Origin of the sequence: Paenibacillus xylanexedens (assembly GCF_017874615.1) — a bacterium.
GTDB lineage: Bacteria > Bacillota > Bacilli > Paenibacillales > Paenibacillaceae > Paenibacillus > Paenibacillus xylanexedens.
The window spans coordinates 90660-106493 of the sequence record NZ_JAGIKV010000007.1; the positions used below are offsets into that span (position 1 = coordinate 90660).

Consider the following 15834-nt stretch of genomic DNA (forward strand, 5'->3'; position numbering starts at 1 on the left):
TCACAGCGATCCCTCCAATGCTCGTGCGAATTCGTCAATCTCTTCCTTAGTGCGCCGTTCCGTAACAGCAATCAGCATATGTCCGGCAAGCTCTGGATAATCACGTCCGAGTTCGTAGCCACCAATAAAGCCTGCATCCAGCAATTTCAACTGAAGGGCATCCACGTCGGTTCCTTCAGGAAGCTTAATCACAAATTCATTAAATGTTGGTGCATTAAAAGTAAGGCTAACTCCAGGAATCGCAGTTAATGTATTGAGGGTGTAATGACTCTTTTGCAAATTCAGATCCGCGACATCGATCATGCCCTGTTTACCCATGATGGACATATACACAGATGCGCTGAGTGCAAGCAAAGCTTGGTTGGAACAGATGTTGGATGTCGCCTTTTCGCGGCGGATATGCTGTTCACGTGCTTGCAGTGTGAGTACAAAACCACGTTTGCCGTTGCGATCGGTTGTCTGGCCTACAATTCGGCCAGGAATTCGGCGCATATGAGGCTGGGATACGGCGAAATATCCGCATGTGGGACCGCCGAGTGAAGCGGCGATGCCGAGGGGCTGCGCATCGCCAACAACGATGTCGGCACCCAGCTTGCCTGGGGCTTCCAGCAGACCCAGCGATAGCGGGTTGGCACTTACGACGAGCAGGCCCTTGTGCGCATGCACGAGGTCAGCGGCTTGCTTTACATTTTCCACGGCACCGAAGAAGTTCGGACTCTGGATCATGACCGCTGCCGTATCATCCGATATGGCGGTTTGCAGGGCATCCCAGTCAGTGACGCCATCCTTATAACCAATCTCGACAATCTCCAGACGGAGTCCGTGTGCGTAAGCCTGCAATACCTGACGAGCTTCCGGATGAACGGTACGGGATACGATGAGCTGTTTGCGACGTGTTGCCGCTGCGGCCAGATTACCTGCTTCTGCAAAAGCCGTTGCACCGTCATACATGCTGGCATTGGCTACAGCCATACCGGTTAATTCACAGATGTAGGATTGAAATTCGAAAATGGCCTGTAGTTCACCTTGACTGATCTCAGGCTGATAAGGTGTGTAGGCGGTGTAGAACTCGGAACGGGAAATGACATGATTGATGACGGAAGGAACATGATGATCGTATATACCTGCGCCGAGGAAGCTGGCGTGTGTTTCAAAATTGGCGTTGGCGCCAGCTTGTTTGGACATGTGACGTGTCAGCGCATATTCATCAAGTTTGGAGGATACGGGCAGCTCGCCCTGATAACGAATCTCCTGCGGAATGTCCTGAAACAGATCCTCCAGCGTATCCACACCGATGGTTGCGAGCATGGCGCTCTGATCTTGCTCAGTCATGGGAATGTAACGGTGCTTGCTCATGCTTGATCAGCTCCTTGAGTAGGTGTCTTCGACGTACGTGTCCGTTTATGAAAAGGGGTCTTTACGACCTCGGCTTTTAGTTTCTTGCCGCGGATCTCAATCTCAAGCGGGGTTCCCAGCGCAGCGTATTTGCTGTCGATGAGGGCAAGCCCCAGATTACGCTTCAATGTAGGTGATTGTGTGCCTGTTGTCACTTCACCAATCTGTACGCCTTCGGCGTAAATCGGATAGTGGGGGCGGGGAATACCGCGCTCCAACACTTCGATGCCGACCAGTTTGCGGGCGGGCCCGTCAGTTTTTTGCTGTAACAAGGCTTCGTGTCCGATAAAAGGTCCGGCATTCAGCTTCACAAACATACCTACGCCAGCTTCGAGTGGAGAGATAGTTGCCGACAATTCCTGTCCATACAGAGGGAGCTTTGCTTCAAAGCGCAGTGTATCCCGGGCACCAAGTCCTGTCGGTACGAGTCCGTAACCTTCACCGGCTTGCATTAATCCATTCCATACCACAGCGGCCTGATCTGCAGGAACATATAGTTCAAAGCCATCTTCACCGGTATAACCAGTACGGGACAACAGTAATTTTACTCCACAGACTTCAGCATCCTGCACAAAACGAAACGGTTCAATCGTGGATACATCCGTATCTGTAACTTTCCCGATAATGTCTAAAGCCAGTGGACCTTGCAAGGCGAGCAGCGCCGTTTGCTCCGAATCGTTGGTCATGCTTACGCCGGGGATCAAGTGCTCTTGCAGCCACGTCCAATCCTTATCGATGTTGGAGGCGTTAACCACAAGCATATAATGCTGATCTTCCAGCTTATACACGAGCAGATCATCCACCACACCGCCATCTGGATAACACATCAGGGTGTACTGGGCTTGACCGGGAACCAGCGTGGTCACATCATTGGTCATCATTTGTTGCAAAAAAGCTTCAGCCTGCTCACCCTGTACCGTGAATTCGCCCATATGGGATACATCGAACAGTCCAGCACGCTCGCGTACCGCTTCATGTTCTTTCTGGATTCCGCTAAATTGTACCGGAAGCTCCCAGCCTCCAAAATCAATGCACCGTACGCCTTCGTATTGCTGATATAGTGGGAAGAGTGGTGTTCTAAGCAAATCGGACATCAAATCACCTCGTCATAGGCCGTCATCCGGCCGGATATACAATCGTGGATCAATGAACCAGGGTGTTTTTAAATTTTCAGCTAGATATTTTCATCACATAAGTATGGTAAGGGCAGCTATGGCAGCGCCGTTCTACATCCTGTTTTTCGTTTTTTGGGAAAAAGGAAAAGGACAGGCCAAAGAATCGGCATGCCAAGTAGCACGCTGTATTCTAAGGCTCTGTCCCTTGTACCTGAGAGTTACCCCGCTGCGTTGTGCAGCAGGTTTCCCCTTGGGTGATCATAACGCCCGCACAGGGCGAATAGATGCTCTCCAGAGTTGCGTCCCGTAAAAGTCCTTTTGCCTGAGAGATTCGCCCCTGCTTATCGGTGGTTTACTCCTTCGGCGTTACCTCATGTACATCCCGAATCGGGTGTCACGGGTAATCTCTCCCTTTACATTCATCCGCGGGTATAACATAGTCCAATAAACACATTTACTCCTCTCATTAAAACGTGAATCCACTACTGATGTCAAGAACGATGTCATATATAATGATTAAAAACCGAATGTTTAATTTAATTTTTATGTTATTGTTCGTGTATTTATAAAGACTACGCTTACTATTCTAATATTAACCAGTATATGAAGAAAGAGTGTAATCCGGTTACATGATTTAGAGGTGTTCAGCAAATAAATTGTGAGGTATCTTGACATTTGATTCATAAATATCATACGCTATGTTCTGGGAAAAAGGTTAAGGTCAAAGAACGCATGTACTCATTAATGAAAAGCGAGGCGGATATCGATGAGCGAATTGAAAAGTGATTTCCTGTACAGTGAAGAGCACGAATGGGTGCAAACCGTAGGGGAGGATACTGTACGTATTGGCATTACCGAGTTCGCACAGCATCAGCTGGGTGACATTGTGTTTGTGGAATTGCCTGACCTTGAAACTAATGTAAAAGCAGAAGACAGCATTGGAACGATCGAATCGGTCAAAACGGTTTCGGACTTGTTCTCTCCCGTCACAGGTTCAATTATTGCAGTCAATGATTCTTTGCAGGACTCCCCTGAACTTGTGAACAGCTCTCCTTACGAGGAAGGTTGGATGATTGAGATCCGTGTTGAGGGAGATCTGACAGCAGCATTGTCTTCATTGATGAATGCAGACGCGTATCGGAAACATACGGAAGAATAGTATCAACGAACTTGTACTTATTAACATATATTTTATAATCAAATGAAATGAGCTTCATATTGTTTCGACCTGTGTGAGCCTGATGCTTGCACAGGTTTTTTGTGCTTTCCAAGAATGGTTTTGAATGTGGATTTGAGCAGATTGTGGATGTAAATCACCTGAATGGACCAAGCTATAGGTTGGAAAATGATTCTGGATATGATAAAAGTCATAGGCAAGAAAAGCCTTGTGTACCAATGGGTTCAGCCATTATGCATCAATTAAAACGATTACATAACCTAATGTTGTCATCATTGTTCATGACGAAAGTACGCTTTCATTTGATTGAACAGGAGAGCATTCTCGCTTAGGATTACAGCAGGGGAGAAATGATACCCCTTTCATAAATCATAATCACTTGATCCAAGGAGGATAATACAATGAGTAATTTGGACCAATCGTCCAATTCCAAAGGTGGCCTACGGGTAGGTGTTCAGCGTTTTGGCCGATTCCTGAGTGGTATGGTCATGCCGAATATGGGCGCGTTCATCGCCTGGGGATTAATTACGGCTCTGTTCATTCCAACAGGCTGGTTCCCTAACGAGACGCTTGCACAGCTAGTCGATCCGATGATCAAATATTTGCTGCCACTGTTAATTGGTTACACCGGGGGTACGATGGTGCATGGTCAGCGTGGTGGTGTCGTGGGTGCCATTATGACCATCGGGGTCATCGTGGGTAGTGATATCCCGATGTTCCTCGGGGCCATGATTGCTGGACCTCTGGCAGCATGGATTATCAAAAAGTTCGATAAATCCATTGAAGGTAAAATTAGAGCCGGATTTGAAATGCTGGTTAACAACTTCTCGGCCGGTATTATTGGCGGGATCTTGGGGATTTTTGCGCTACTGGGCATCGGGCCTGCTGTAGAAGCGATTAGCAAAGTATTATCTGCCGGGGTACAAGGTTTAATGAATCTTGGTTTGCTGCCGCTGGTCAACCTAATCATTGAACCAGGTAAAGTATTGTTCCTGAACAATGCGATCAACCACGGAATTCTGACACCAATTGCAACAGATCAAGCAAGAGAATTAGGGCAATCCGTATTATACATGCTTGAATCGAACCCGGGTCCGGGACTTGGTATCTTGCTTGCTTACTGTTTCTTCGGACGCGGAATGGCCAAATCTTCTGCACCAGGTGCCGTTATCATTCATTTCTTCGGGGGAATTCATGAGATCTACTTCCCTTACATTCTGATGAGACCAATTCTGATTCTTGCCGCAATCGCGGGTGGCGTAGCCGGTACATTAACATTCATGCTTACCGGAGCAGGGCTTGTTTCAGCACCATCACCGGGTAGTATTATCGCGTATTTCCTCTTAACACCAAAAGGTGGATACATGCCGATGCTCGCAGGGGTGCTTGTAGCAGCCGTCGTTTCTTTCCTGGTTGCAGCAGTGTTACTGAAAACGGGTAAACAAAAGGACGAAGATCTGGAGTCCGCATCCAGTCGGATGAAAGACATGAAGAGTCAAGGAACCGTGCCAAACGCTGGCATTACGGCTAATCATCGTGAAGCAGAGAGAGCCACTGATATGGCTTCTTCTACAGTGAAAACAGATGTGAAGAAGATTGTCTTCTCCTGTGATGCAGGCATGGGGTCGAGTGCCATGGGTGCTTCCATTCTACGCAAGAAGATGAAGGCAGAGGGGATTGACGTTACGGTGACCAATACGGCTATCAGTGATATCCCGCCGGATGCAGATGTGGTCATCACACAACAAGTATTAACCGATCGTGCCCGCTCCGTTGCGCCGAACGCAGAACATATATCCATCGACAACTTCCTAAAAAGCCCGGAATACGATGCGCTCGTTGAACGTCTGAAGTAATTGCACGCATTCGTTTTCCCTGAGCCGGAGGCTGAGATATGAGTATTACCAAAAGACAACGTGAAATCGTGGAGTTCTTGCTAGAGCATCCACATGAAGTAACTGCTGGCGAAATCGCCGTTGAAGTAAAGGTCAGTACCCGAACGGTTCACCGGGAGCTGCAAATGATTGAACAATGGCTTGAACCTTTGGGCATGAAGCTGGAAAAAAAATCAGGAACCGGTATCCGAATCGATGCCGGTTCCGATGATCTGGCTGTATTGCGCCAGCAACTAGAGGGTAAAGAATATGTAGAGTTTACGCCAGAAGAGCGTAAGCTCTTCATGCTTTGCATCCTGCTGGATGAACCGGAGCCTGTAAAGTTACTCGCCTTGGCTTCCGATCTGAAAGTGACCGTATCCACCGTAACCACGGATCTGGACGATCTGGAGTCACGGATTCGTCAGGCGGGACTGAAGCTGGTTCGCAGACGTGGATATGGAGTCAAGATTAACGGAAGTGAGACGATTCATCGCACAGCCATAGCTGCACTTGCTCTCGAATTTTTGGATGAGTCCGACCTGTTCGGAAGACAGCCAGAACAGGGAGGCTCCATCGTAAACCAAAAACTGTTGGATATGATCGGACACGGTGATGTGCTTACGGTCGAAAATGCATTATGGCAACCAGACATCGAATGGTTGGAGAACATCCCGGAACGCCAATACATGAAATTGCTGATTCAATTATCCGTAGCGGTTGTACGTATTCGTAAAGGCTTTGGCATTGGCCGTATGTCTCCACAAGAGAACATGGGAGATGCAGTTGCAGAGCAGGATGAGATGAAGGTTCCACCTTATATGGCTTCCCGCTTGTGTGGTGTATTATCCACCCAGCTGGGGCTCACATTCTCCCCAGATGAGCAAGCTTATTTTCACAGACTATTAGTTGAGACAGAGCAGCGGATTCACTCTTCGCGGCTGTTGCCAATAGACGATTTGATTTTACTGGACAGGGTACATTCACTGATTGATCAGATGCAGGCGAGAACGCATTACGCCTTTCATGAGGATCGTTTGCTTCGTGAAGGTTTGCTTGGTCATATGCAACCTGTCATGGAGCGAATTGAAGGACAACAGATGATTCGTAATCCGCTACTGCAGCAGATTCGCAAGGATTATGATTCACTTTTTGAAGATGTCAAAAAATCTGTGGGGCAAGCTTGGCCAGGCACAGACGTTCCGGATGAGGAAATTGGTTTCTTGGTTATGCACTTTGGAGCTTCCATCGAGAGGTTACGTGCATTGAAACGGGAGATCAGGGCGATCATCGTGTGTACAAGCGGAATTGGATCATCACGTATGCTTTCCAGCCGATTATCCAAGGAGATTCCCGAGATTCGAATCATGGATAGCGTGTCCTGGTATGAAGCTGCCCGGATACCTACAGATCAATATGATCTGGTATTATCCACTGTCGATCTGCCCATGGATGAGCATCAGTATTACAAAGTGAGTCCATTGCTTACGGCAGAAGAGAGCGAACGTCTGCGTCATTTTATCCGAACAACAACGTTACAACGACAGCATAATAAGCCCCGTGAAGCAGAGATTCAGACCACAAGTCGGTACTCGGACCCTGATGGAATGGAAGCTATTTTAGTTGAAATCGTCCGAATTATTGGCAAGTTTCAGGTGTATCCGCTGGATAACCAAGATATCGGTTTCTATAAAACCGTATATGCGATGTGCAACGTACTCCATGGATCTGGTGTGCTGAAGGAACCGGAGGAGATCGCAAAACGGTTGGAGGCACGTGAGGCAGTGGGGAGTCAGAAGATTCCCGGTACAAGACTTGCGCTGTTTCATACACGCAGTGAGGGAATTTACAGGCCATCCATTAGCTTGTTTCAGCTTACAGAGCCACTCCTTCGTACGCCGGATGATCCGGCAGGAGTTACCCATGTCCTCTTGATGCTCGGTCCCCGAGAATTATCCAAGGAAAGCCTGGAAGTTCTCAGTGAGATCAGCGCCCTGTTATTACAGGAAGAGATGGTTACATTGCTGGAAAAGGGTATCAGGGATGAACTCATTCATTACCTGTCCCAGGAACTGGTTGGATTTTATCGCAGTAAAACCGAAATTGGAGGTCAACCATTATGAGTATGTTAACAACAGATAAAGTCATCATGAATGCGACGGCTCAGGACAAATACGAAGCGATTCGTATGGCAGGACAGATTCTAAAGGATGCGGGACATATTACCGCTGATTACATTGAGAAGATGATTGAACGTGAAGAGATTGTCTCGACCTATGTAGGGAACGGCTTGGCTATTCCGCATGGTACAAAGGAATCCAAAGCTTTCATTTTATCTACAGGTATCTCTGTCATTCAGTATCCACAAGGTGTTGATTTTGGCGAAGAAAAAGCCTATATGGTGATTGGTATCGCGGCTCAAGGCGGGGAACATATGGAGATCTTGACTAGCATCGCGGTGATCTGTGCTGAGGATGAGAATATGGAGGCCCTGCGTCTGGCGAAAACAGCCGAAGAAGTTATTGCTATTCTGGAAAGTGAAATGGAGCTATGAAGGCCCTACACTTTGGCGCAGGTAACATCGGACGCGGATTTATCGGGTTGATTCTCTCCCGTGCAGGGTATGAGGTGGTTTTCTCCGACGTGAATCAGACCTTGGTAACGGCTCTCCAGCAACGGGGACAATATACAGTGGAATTGGCTAACGAGAGCAAGGATCAGGAGACCGTCACAGGTGTAAATGCAATCGATGGAACCCAGCTGGAGACGGTTGCCCAAACCGTGGTGAAAGCTGATCTGATTACAACCGCAGTGGGTGTAGGAGTACTAAAGCATATTGCACCAGGCATTGCGAAAGGACTTGAGAAAAGACTGAATTCCGGTCCTGCTCAAAACCCTCTTCACATTATCGCTTGCGAGAACGCCATTGGAGCCAGTACGCAATTGAAAGAGCATGTATATGCTCTGCTCAATGAAGAAGTACGTTCCCTTGCAGATCAGTATGTCTATTTTCCAGACTCGGCCGTAGACCGGATTGTGCCTATTCAGCATCATGAAGACCCGTTGCATGTACAGGTGGAGCCTTTTTACGAGTGGGTGGTGGATCGTTCCCAGATGGCTCCTGCATTCAAACCGGTTGAGGGCATTGTATATGTCGATGATCTGGAGCCGTATATCGAACGGAAGCTGTTCACTGTTAATACAGGACACTGCGTTGCTGCGTACATCGGTAATGTGCACGGGTATGACACGATTCAGAAGGCTATTGCTGATGAAAAGGTGAAATCCATTGTCTACGGCGCTTTGCAGGAAACTGGAAAAGTTCTAGTGAAGCGTTTTGCATTCAACCCGGAAGAGCATGAGCAGTATATTGTCAAAATATTGGGACGGTTTGTCAACCCGTATCTCACCGATGAGGTTACTCGTGTTGGTCGTTCCCCGCTGCGCAAGTTGTCTCCGAATGATCGTCTGGTTCGCCCGGCCCTTCAGGCATATGCGGATGGAAGCGAAACGACCTATCTGGCTATGGGCATGGCAGCAGCCTGCAAGTTCGATGTCTCCGATGATCCGGAAGCAGTTGAACTACAGGACATGATCCGCCAGAAGGGGATTGTAGCTGCGCTCCACCATTATACGTCCATGGATGAGCATCATCCGGTGCTTGAACAGGCTGTTGCCCAGTATAACCAAATGTAAGAACAGTGGTAGCCAGCTAACAGTATAGATGAGGCATAATGAAGAAGAGCCATACAGTTGTTAACTGTGTGGCTCTTCTTTTGGTTGACGTTTATTGGCATACTCGTCCAAACAACGTTGACATATGCACGATTTTCGGCGCTGCTCTGCCGGAATGCGGTCAAATACACCTTCGGGGAAAGTAGCCCGGTTACACCAGCATTCCGAATGGGGATGTCCTGCGGCATAGGAACAGCGATTAGCTTCCCCGCATAATGGGCAGACAAGAACATCGATATGGATGTGCTCTTGATCGTCTTGTTCTGCAGACATTCAGTTCTTCCCTCCCTGTGTAATAGCTACGAGCTGAAGTTAAACATACTGGTCCCAGTATAACAGAAATGTGCCGGTGATTATGGATTTCACTCTGTAAATATGACTTCCATTTCACCACATCTGTTTCTCCCATCGGCTATTCTTCAGGCGGTAATTCGATCTGTAGGCCTTCCACATGTTTGCGTCCCATCAATTTACGTTTCTTACGATTTTCCTTTGTTTCTAGCACAATGTCCAAATCATAATCGTCACCCGGATAAAGCTCATTGGCAGATATATGCAGAGTCAGGCGTTTCTTATGGATTTTGACTTTGCGTCCTCGCAGCATGACCCCGATATTTCCACGGCTATCCTCGACATCACAGACGATGCCCGACTGATTAAGATAGGCCGCATACACCCGGTCTCCTTTGCGAAAAGTTTTGGCAGGAGCAGGAGAATCCGACTCTCTGGTTGTTGTCTTTTTGTGGAGACCTAATGAATCTTTTGGTTGCTTCCACTTATCTCGTTTGGACAACTCTACTGGGCTGTCCGATACTGTAACGGCACGATCAGGCGTCAGGACTGGAGTTTCCAAAGGAGGTGACGTGAACCCTAATATACGATCTCTTGAAATACTTTGATCGGACAGGGACTTGGATCGCTCGATAATTCGTTGTGGCATGCCCAGCTTTAATGCGATGGAATAAGCATAGCTCTCACCAGCTTCTCCGATACGCAATCGATACAGCGGCTGGAGAGAAACGGTGTCAAATTCCATACGGGCATTTTCGAATCCTGGCGTGGCCGCAGCAAAATGTTTGATTTCACCAAAATGGGTTGTCGCCACAACGGTTGCTCCGCGGCTGTGTAGTTCCTCTAGCATTGCGATAGAAAGTCCAACACCTTCACCGGGATCTGTGCCGGAAGCCATCTCATCAATGAGCACCAGAGTTGACGGATTGGCCTGTTCCAGTATGCCAATCATATTGCGAATATGTGCGGAAAATGTACTGAGCGCTTGTTCCAAACTCTGCCCGTCACCAATATCAACCGCTACCTCGTTATAAACGGCCATCTCGCCACCCTCCTCCACGGGAATAAGCAGACCGGATTGCATCATCAGGGTTAGCAAACCTAGTGTTTTGAGTGCGACCGTTTTACCCCCGGTATTCGGGCCCGTAATAATGAGCGACGAGTACGTTCTGCCGATTGCAAAATCAAGGGGAACCATGGAAGAACCCATGAACGGATGACGTGCACGTTGAAGACTGATGTGGCCCTGAGTATTGACTCGAACGGTGCATCCGTCCATGGTGGCCGCATATTTGGCTTTGGCAAACAGGAAATCCAGCACACCTACCGTTTCGGTGTTCAGGGCGATTTCACGGCTATACGATTCGGTCAGGGAGGTTAAATCACCGAGAATTCTCATCTCCTCTCGGGACTCCTCCGCTTGTAGAGCGGCCAATTCCATCTGTAAACTTACTAATTCAACAGGTTCGATATATACGGTTTGCCCACTCCCGGATTCATCCAGTACACTGCCTTTCACCTGTTTACGGAACTCTTTCTTAATGGACAGAACCGTTCTTCCTCCGCGTTGGCTGATGACATGCTCCTGCATAATGGAGCGATGTTTGCTCACCAGAGAATCAAGCTTTCGTTTCATGCGTTCCTCATTCACCGTCATTTTTTTACGAATTCTAATGAGTTCTTTGCTCGCTTGATCCTGAATGCGTCCACTATGGATGCAGCGCTCGATCTCACTCAGCAAAGGTTCGATCAGAATCATGGATGCTGCATAGCGACTAACGGTGGGAGCGGCCCCAGATTTGCCCTCCATATATTTCATGAGTTGTGCACAGCTCCGCAGGAACTGAGCGAGATGACTGAAGTCACGTTCACTGAATAGATAACCGGTGCCAAGCAGATCCATAATGGTTTCCATGCCGTCGAGTGAAGGGAGGGGGATACTGGCCCCGAAGCGAATCAACGCAGCCGCTTCTGCTGTTTCTTCCAGGCGAATCTGAATCAGGTGAGCATCTACCATCGGTTTTAGTTCTCTGGCATAACGTTTGCCCAGATAAGACAGGGCGCAGTCTGCAACGTTTTTTTGAATTTGTGGATAGCCCAAACTGTTTAAAGTGTTCTCATTCATACGTAATCTCTCCTTGAATTGAATTGGGATTTCAGTTGACGCGCTGAAACATATTCCTGGAAAACGCAAAAAGGGCGGAGAATGAACAAACGTCATTCTCCGCCCTAAACGTATGGGAAAGCAAAGTCCACTACAGGTCTATATTAAAAAATCCGCGCTGAACACAGCGCGGAAATAGACCCGGACAATTACAATCCCGGAGGCGATTTATGATATCCGCTGTTCTTAACTAAGTACAGGGATCTGGCACATCATGAAATACACGTATGCCATACGGGCACAAGCGCAATGAAAGGCCAAACTCCTGAATATTAAACTTGGTTAGTTAAGAACATTCACCGACATTAAAAATCTCTCCTTTGATTGAGGAATATGCAACCAATATAAACTGGAATTTGGTTTAAAGTCAACCTTAGAATAAATGAGTGGACTTGAATAAGAATGGGTTTTAAAATAACAATAGTAAAATAATCCAATGAAAGCGATTTAATTTAATAAACATACATATAAAGGAGGATGCTCTTCTTGCCGAAGTATTTACTGCGTTTGCTCTGCTTTACCCTGATCCTCGGAGCCCTTCCGGTCATTGTTATTGGTTCGGTCTCGTATACGATTGCATCACGTGACATTGAACAGAAAGTGCGTGAGAGCAATCTTCAGATATTACATCAGACCCAAATGCGGGTAGAACAAGTTCTGCGCAGCCTGCAATTATCATCCATCCAGTATGTCAATTCGCCTCTGGTACTACAAGCGATGAAGAAACCCCTGGACAGCAGCGAATTTCAGGAGATTCGTGATCTGACATCCGGTTTTAACAACTTGCAAGCGGTTACGAACATTGACCAAGCCTATCTGGTTAATCTGGATGAAGATTGGGTTGTTTCGATGCGTTCTTTTGGCAAATTGGATGATTTCAGCATTCGAGACCGAATTGGCTCCTACCTAAGTTATACCAACAGCCTGTTCTGGGTCACTCAGAATGCCAGTTCAGCGAAAGAAAGTGTACCTGTGTCAGCAGGTATGGGTGAACTAACACCCGAACAGGCACCTGCTCTTATATCATCGGATAATGTGGTCAGTATGGTATTCAAAATCCCGATGATACCAACCAATGTGAAACCGAAGGGATTTCTTGTGATTGATATCGCCGATACGGAACTGAGTACCTACTTGAGCCGAAATACGAATTCTGGAGATATGTACGTTCTGGATCGGGAGCAGAAGTATTTTCTGAACGATATGCAGCAAGGCGGGAAATATGACGCACTGAATAAGGAAATTCATGAAATGGTGCAAACGACAGGCCAGCCAGAGGGTTTCTTCAGTGCGGAGGTGGAAGGTAACCAAGTGGCGGTTAGTTATAGGCAATCTCCGCTCAACGGCTGGTTATACGTGTCCGTTGTATCTCTTGGACAGATTACAGCCCAGTCACAGAAAATTGCATTGGTTACCGGTATCGCTACACTGGTCATGTTATGTGTAACGGGATTGTTCGCCATATACGGCAGTCGGCGGATGTACTCACCGATCTCCAGACTGCTGCAATTTACGAAGGGGCTGGATTCTCCAGTTACTCCGTCAGGACGCCGTCAGGATGAATTTATCTATATTGAGGAGCAATTGTCAACCTTGTTCAGTTCGGAGAAAACGATGCGTGAGCAGATGAAGGGGCAGCATGTGCACCTCCAGGAGTTTTTTATGACCAAACTGCTAACAGGCAAAATCTCGGAAGAGGATTTCAGATATCAGGGAGAATTGTACGATTTCCCGACAGGGTGGACGAGTCTTGGCGTACTCATGCTCCAGATCGATACCTTGGAAGGGACCCGATATGAGGAACAGGATCGCGATCTGCTGCTGTTTGCTGTCAACAATATGGTAGGTGAGCTCCTTCCTTCGGCAGTTCGGTTCACCCCGGTCATGCTGGATGATGCTCAGGTCACCGTACTTGCCTCCGAACTGACGGATGAGGTGCAGCTGAAGGAATGGATGCATACCCAGGCAGACTGGATTCGTGAACGTGTCGTAACTTATCTGAATCTGCCCGTAAGTATCGGCATCAGTCGTTCCTACGCTTGTATCGGAGATACGCCAAGAGCGGTTCAGGAGAGCCGCGAGGCTCTGCAAGGCCGGGTCAGTCTGGGCAGCCGTATTATTTTGCATTACGAAGATATTCAGCCACGTGGTCAGATGGAGGCCGCGTTGTATACCCAGTTACGTATGATCGAGGATCAGCTCGCGTCTGCGCTCAAGCAAGGAGATGAAGAGAAGACGGACACCTACTTTAAGCAATATTTGGGACTGCTTGCAGACAAGAAGCTTCATTTCAGTGAATACCCCGTCATTATGGTTCAGTTATTGTCTCGTGTATATCAGCTTGTGCAGGAACAAGGCGGGGATGTAGCCGAAGTACTGGGTGAAAAAGCATCCATGTCACATTTGCTGAAGTTGTCCACATTGGACGAAATGACCAATTGGTTCCGCAAGCGGCTGTTCCTGCCCGTCATTCGTTTCTGGCGAGAGCAGGAAGAATCCCAATACATGAATATTGCGAGACGTATGATTCGTTTGATCGAGGAACGTTATGATCGTGAATTGTCGCTGGAAGCCTGTGCCGCTGAGCTTAATTTTCACCCTGTTTACCTAAGTCGGGTATTCAAGAAGGAAGCTGGAGTCAATTTTACGGAATATCTCGCAGAGTATCGTATGGAAAAAGCGAAGACATGGCTGCAAACAACAAATCTTAAAATATCGGAGATTGCCGAGAAATTAAACTATACCAATCCAACCGCATTTATCCGTACGTTTCGCAAAATCACAGGAACAACCCCCGGCAAGTACCGGGAGCAGCAGCGATAAAACAAACCTGCTCTGCCCGCCATGGCAGGCAGGCTTTTTTATGTTCGGATGAAGGAAGAAGACCACTTTTCTCCATGAAGTTAAGACAGGAATATAGAGGTTGAAAGCAGTTCATTGCGCCTTTGAACTCTGTGATATAAATGAGCTAAACCCTTGCTACATAAGGAAAAACAAAAGGCTAAAACGAGACGATAGCCAGTCATTCGTTTATCCTCCACAATGAAGACATGAATTCAGGAAGTGATATTTTGTAATCGTTTCCAATGTGGGGAGGAAGACAATATGAAAGCCGAAACGGCGGCTCGAACACGGCCCGCTACCCGCAGTGACAAAAACCTGCTGTGGAGAGACATTATCAAAAACCGGTGGCTGTATATCATGTTGATACCGGGTGTGCTTTACTTTGTAATTTTCAAATACATACCCATGTATGGTATCACGATGGCTTTTCAGGATTACACGCCTTACAAGGGCATCTTGGGAAGTGACTGGGTAGGGTTCAAACATTTCCAGCGTTTCTTCGGAGAACCGCAGTTCTGGACATTATTTCGGAATACGTTTTTGCTTGCCATTTATAACATTGTGTTCTTCTTCCCACTGCCGATTGTACTGGCACTCATGATGAATGAAGTTCGCCGTGAACGGTTCAAACGATTTGTACAAACGCTCGTCTATGTTCCACACTTTGTTTCCTGGGTTGTTGTTGTCGGTGTGTTCTACATGCTGTTCACAACCGAGGGTGGTGCGATTAATGAATTGCTCTATAACCTGACTGGACAAAAAGTGGCGTTCCTGCTTGAACCCGGATGGTTCCGAACGATGATTGTTGGACAATCCATCTGGAAAGAAGTTGGTTGGGGCACAATTATCTTCCTGGCGGCGCTTTCCGGTGTTGATACACAGCTCTATGAAGCTGCACGGATTGATGGTGCCAATCGGTGGCGCCAAACCTGGCACATTACGTTGCCGGCCATTCGCAGTACAATCGTCATTTTGCTCATTCTGCGTCTGGGAAATTTCCTGGATACAGGCTTTGAACAGATCTTCCTGATGCTAACTCCGACAAACCGGGATGTGGGCGAGGTATTCGATACCTACGTGTACACAAAGGGTCTTACCCAGGCACAGTACAGTTATAGTGCTGCTGTCGGGTTGTTCAAATCGGTTGTCGGGCTGGCGCTTGTTCTTGGTGCCAATACGCTGGCCAAAAAATTCGGGGAGGAAGGCGTCTACTAACCCTCGGGAGCAGACGTTCTTCAC

The 15834-nt window shown here is 47.5% G+C and carries 11 protein-coding genes and 2 riboswitches; of the genes, 7 read left to right on the forward strand and 4 right to left on the reverse strand.

Annotated elements, in window-relative coordinates; translation table 11 throughout:
* Both gcvPA and gcvT read right to left on the reverse strand, forming a co-directional pair.
* Positions 1-1356 (reverse strand): aminomethyl-transferring glycine dehydrogenase subunit GcvPA, encoded by a 1356-nt coding sequence (gene gcvPA / locus J2Z28_RS11190; RefSeq protein ID WP_211082538.1) that lies wholly within the window; start codon positions 1354-1356, stop codon positions 1-3.
* On the reverse strand, positions 1353-2489 hold the full coding sequence (gene gcvT, locus J2Z28_RS11195) for a glycine cleavage system aminomethyltransferase GcvT (protein ID WP_211082539.1): 1137 nt from the start codon (positions 2487-2489) through the stop codon (positions 1353-1355). Before gcvT ends, gcvPA begins: the two co-directional genes overlap by 4 nt.
* Positions 2490-2706: 217 nt before the next feature.
* Positions 2707-2807: riboswitch (glycine riboswitch) on the reverse strand.
* A gap of 3 nt (positions 2808-2810) precedes the next feature.
* Positions 2811-2933: riboswitch (glycine riboswitch) on the reverse strand.
* Between the two features lie 343 nt (positions 2934-3276).
* On the opposite strand from gcvT, the gene gcvH reads away from it, so the two are divergent.
* From gcvH to J2Z28_RS11220, 5 genes are all read left to right on the forward strand, one after another.
* Positions 3277-3669, forward strand: coding sequence for a glycine cleavage system protein GcvH (gene gcvH, locus J2Z28_RS11200; RefSeq protein ID WP_211082540.1), 393 nt, complete (start codon positions 3277-3279; stop codon positions 3667-3669).
* Positions 3670-4088: 419 nt separating this feature from the next.
* Entirely contained in the window at positions 4089-5543 is a 1455-nt protein-coding gene (locus J2Z28_RS11205; RefSeq protein ID WP_211082541.1) for a PTS mannitol transporter subunit IIBC, read from the forward strand.
* A gap of 38 nt (positions 5544-5581) precedes the next feature.
* Complete coding sequence (locus J2Z28_RS11210; RefSeq protein ID WP_211082542.1) at positions 5582-7684, forward strand: BglG family transcription antiterminator; 2103 nt, start codon at positions 5582-5584, stop codon at positions 7682-7684.
* Positions 7681-8115, forward strand: coding sequence for a PTS mannitol transporter subunit IIA (locus tag J2Z28_RS11215; RefSeq protein WP_017686856.1), 435 nt, complete (start codon positions 7681-7683; stop codon positions 8113-8115). The genes J2Z28_RS11210 and J2Z28_RS11215 overlap by 4 nt, the downstream gene beginning before the upstream one ends.
* Positions 8112-9257 (forward strand): mannitol-1-phosphate 5-dehydrogenase, encoded by a 1146-nt coding sequence (locus J2Z28_RS11220; RefSeq protein WP_211082543.1) that lies wholly within the window; start codon positions 8112-8114, stop codon positions 9255-9257. Before J2Z28_RS11215 ends, J2Z28_RS11220 begins: the two co-directional genes overlap by 4 nt.
* A 60-nt stretch (positions 9258-9317) precedes the next feature.
* Here J2Z28_RS11220 and J2Z28_RS11225 read toward each other — a convergent pair whose 3' ends face one another.
* Together J2Z28_RS11225 and J2Z28_RS11230 are read right to left on the reverse strand one after the other, a co-directional pair.
* Entirely contained in the window at positions 9318-9569 is a 252-nt protein-coding gene (locus tag J2Z28_RS11225) for a cysteine-rich CWC family protein (protein WP_211082544.1), read from the reverse strand.
* Between the two features lie 139 nt (positions 9570-9708).
* Positions 9709-11712: an endonuclease MutS2 gene (locus J2Z28_RS11230; RefSeq protein ID WP_211082545.1), complete on the reverse strand. Its 2004-nt coding sequence runs from the start codon at positions 11710-11712 to the stop codon at positions 9709-9711.
* A gap of 525 nt (positions 11713-12237) precedes the next feature.
* Here J2Z28_RS11230 and J2Z28_RS11235 point away from each other — a divergent pair.
* Together J2Z28_RS11235 and J2Z28_RS11240 are read left to right on the forward strand one after the other, a co-directional pair.
* The gene (locus J2Z28_RS11235) at positions 12238-14574 is read left to right on the forward strand and encodes a helix-turn-helix domain-containing protein (protein ID WP_211082546.1); all 2337 of its coding nucleotides are present in this window, start codon (positions 12238-12240) and stop codon (positions 14572-14574) included.
* Positions 14575-14856: 282 nt separating this feature from the next.
* Positions 14857-15810, forward strand: a complete 954-nt coding sequence (locus J2Z28_RS11240; RefSeq protein WP_017686861.1) for an ABC transporter permease — start codon at positions 14857-14859, stop codon at positions 15808-15810.
* Positions 15811-15834 lie beyond the last annotated feature (24 nt).

What these genes read in the sequence shown, in the direction of transcription:
- gcvPA (WP_211082538.1), bottom strand. Translation starts at nt 1,356, where the DNA reads ATGAGCAAGCACCGTTACATTCCCATGACTGAGCAAGATCAGAGCGCC.
- gcvT (WP_211082539.1), bottom strand. Translation starts at nt 2,489, where the DNA reads ATGTCCGATTTGCTTAGAACACCACTCTTCCCACTATATCAGCAATAC.
- gcvH (WP_211082540.1), top strand. Translation starts at nt 3,277, where the DNA reads ATGAGCGAATTGAAAAGTGATTTCCTGTACAGTGAAGAGCACGAATGG.
- J2Z28_RS11205 (WP_211082541.1), top strand. Translation starts at nt 4,089, where the DNA reads ATGAGTAATTTGGACCAATCGTCCAATTCCAAAGGTGGCCTACGGGTA.
- J2Z28_RS11210 (WP_211082542.1), top strand. Translation starts at nt 5,582, where the DNA reads ATGAGTATTACCAAAAGACAACGTGAAATCGTGGAGTTCTTGCTAGAG.
- J2Z28_RS11215 (WP_017686856.1), top strand. Translation starts at nt 7,681, where the DNA reads ATGAGTATGTTAACAACAGATAAAGTCATCATGAATGCGACGGCTCAG.
- J2Z28_RS11220 (WP_211082543.1), top strand. Translation starts at nt 8,112, where the DNA reads ATGAAGGCCCTACACTTTGGCGCAGGTAACATCGGACGCGGATTTATC.
- J2Z28_RS11225 (WP_211082544.1), bottom strand. Translation starts at nt 9,569, where the DNA reads ATGTCTGCAGAACAAGACGATCAAGAGCACATCCATATCGATGTTCTT.
- J2Z28_RS11230 (WP_211082545.1), bottom strand. Translation starts at nt 11,712, where the DNA reads ATGAATGAGAACACTTTAAACAGTTTGGGCTATCCACAAATTCAAAAA.
- J2Z28_RS11240 (WP_017686861.1), top strand. Translation starts at nt 14,857, where the DNA reads ATGAAAGCCGAAACGGCGGCTCGAACACGGCCCGCTACCCGCAGTGAC.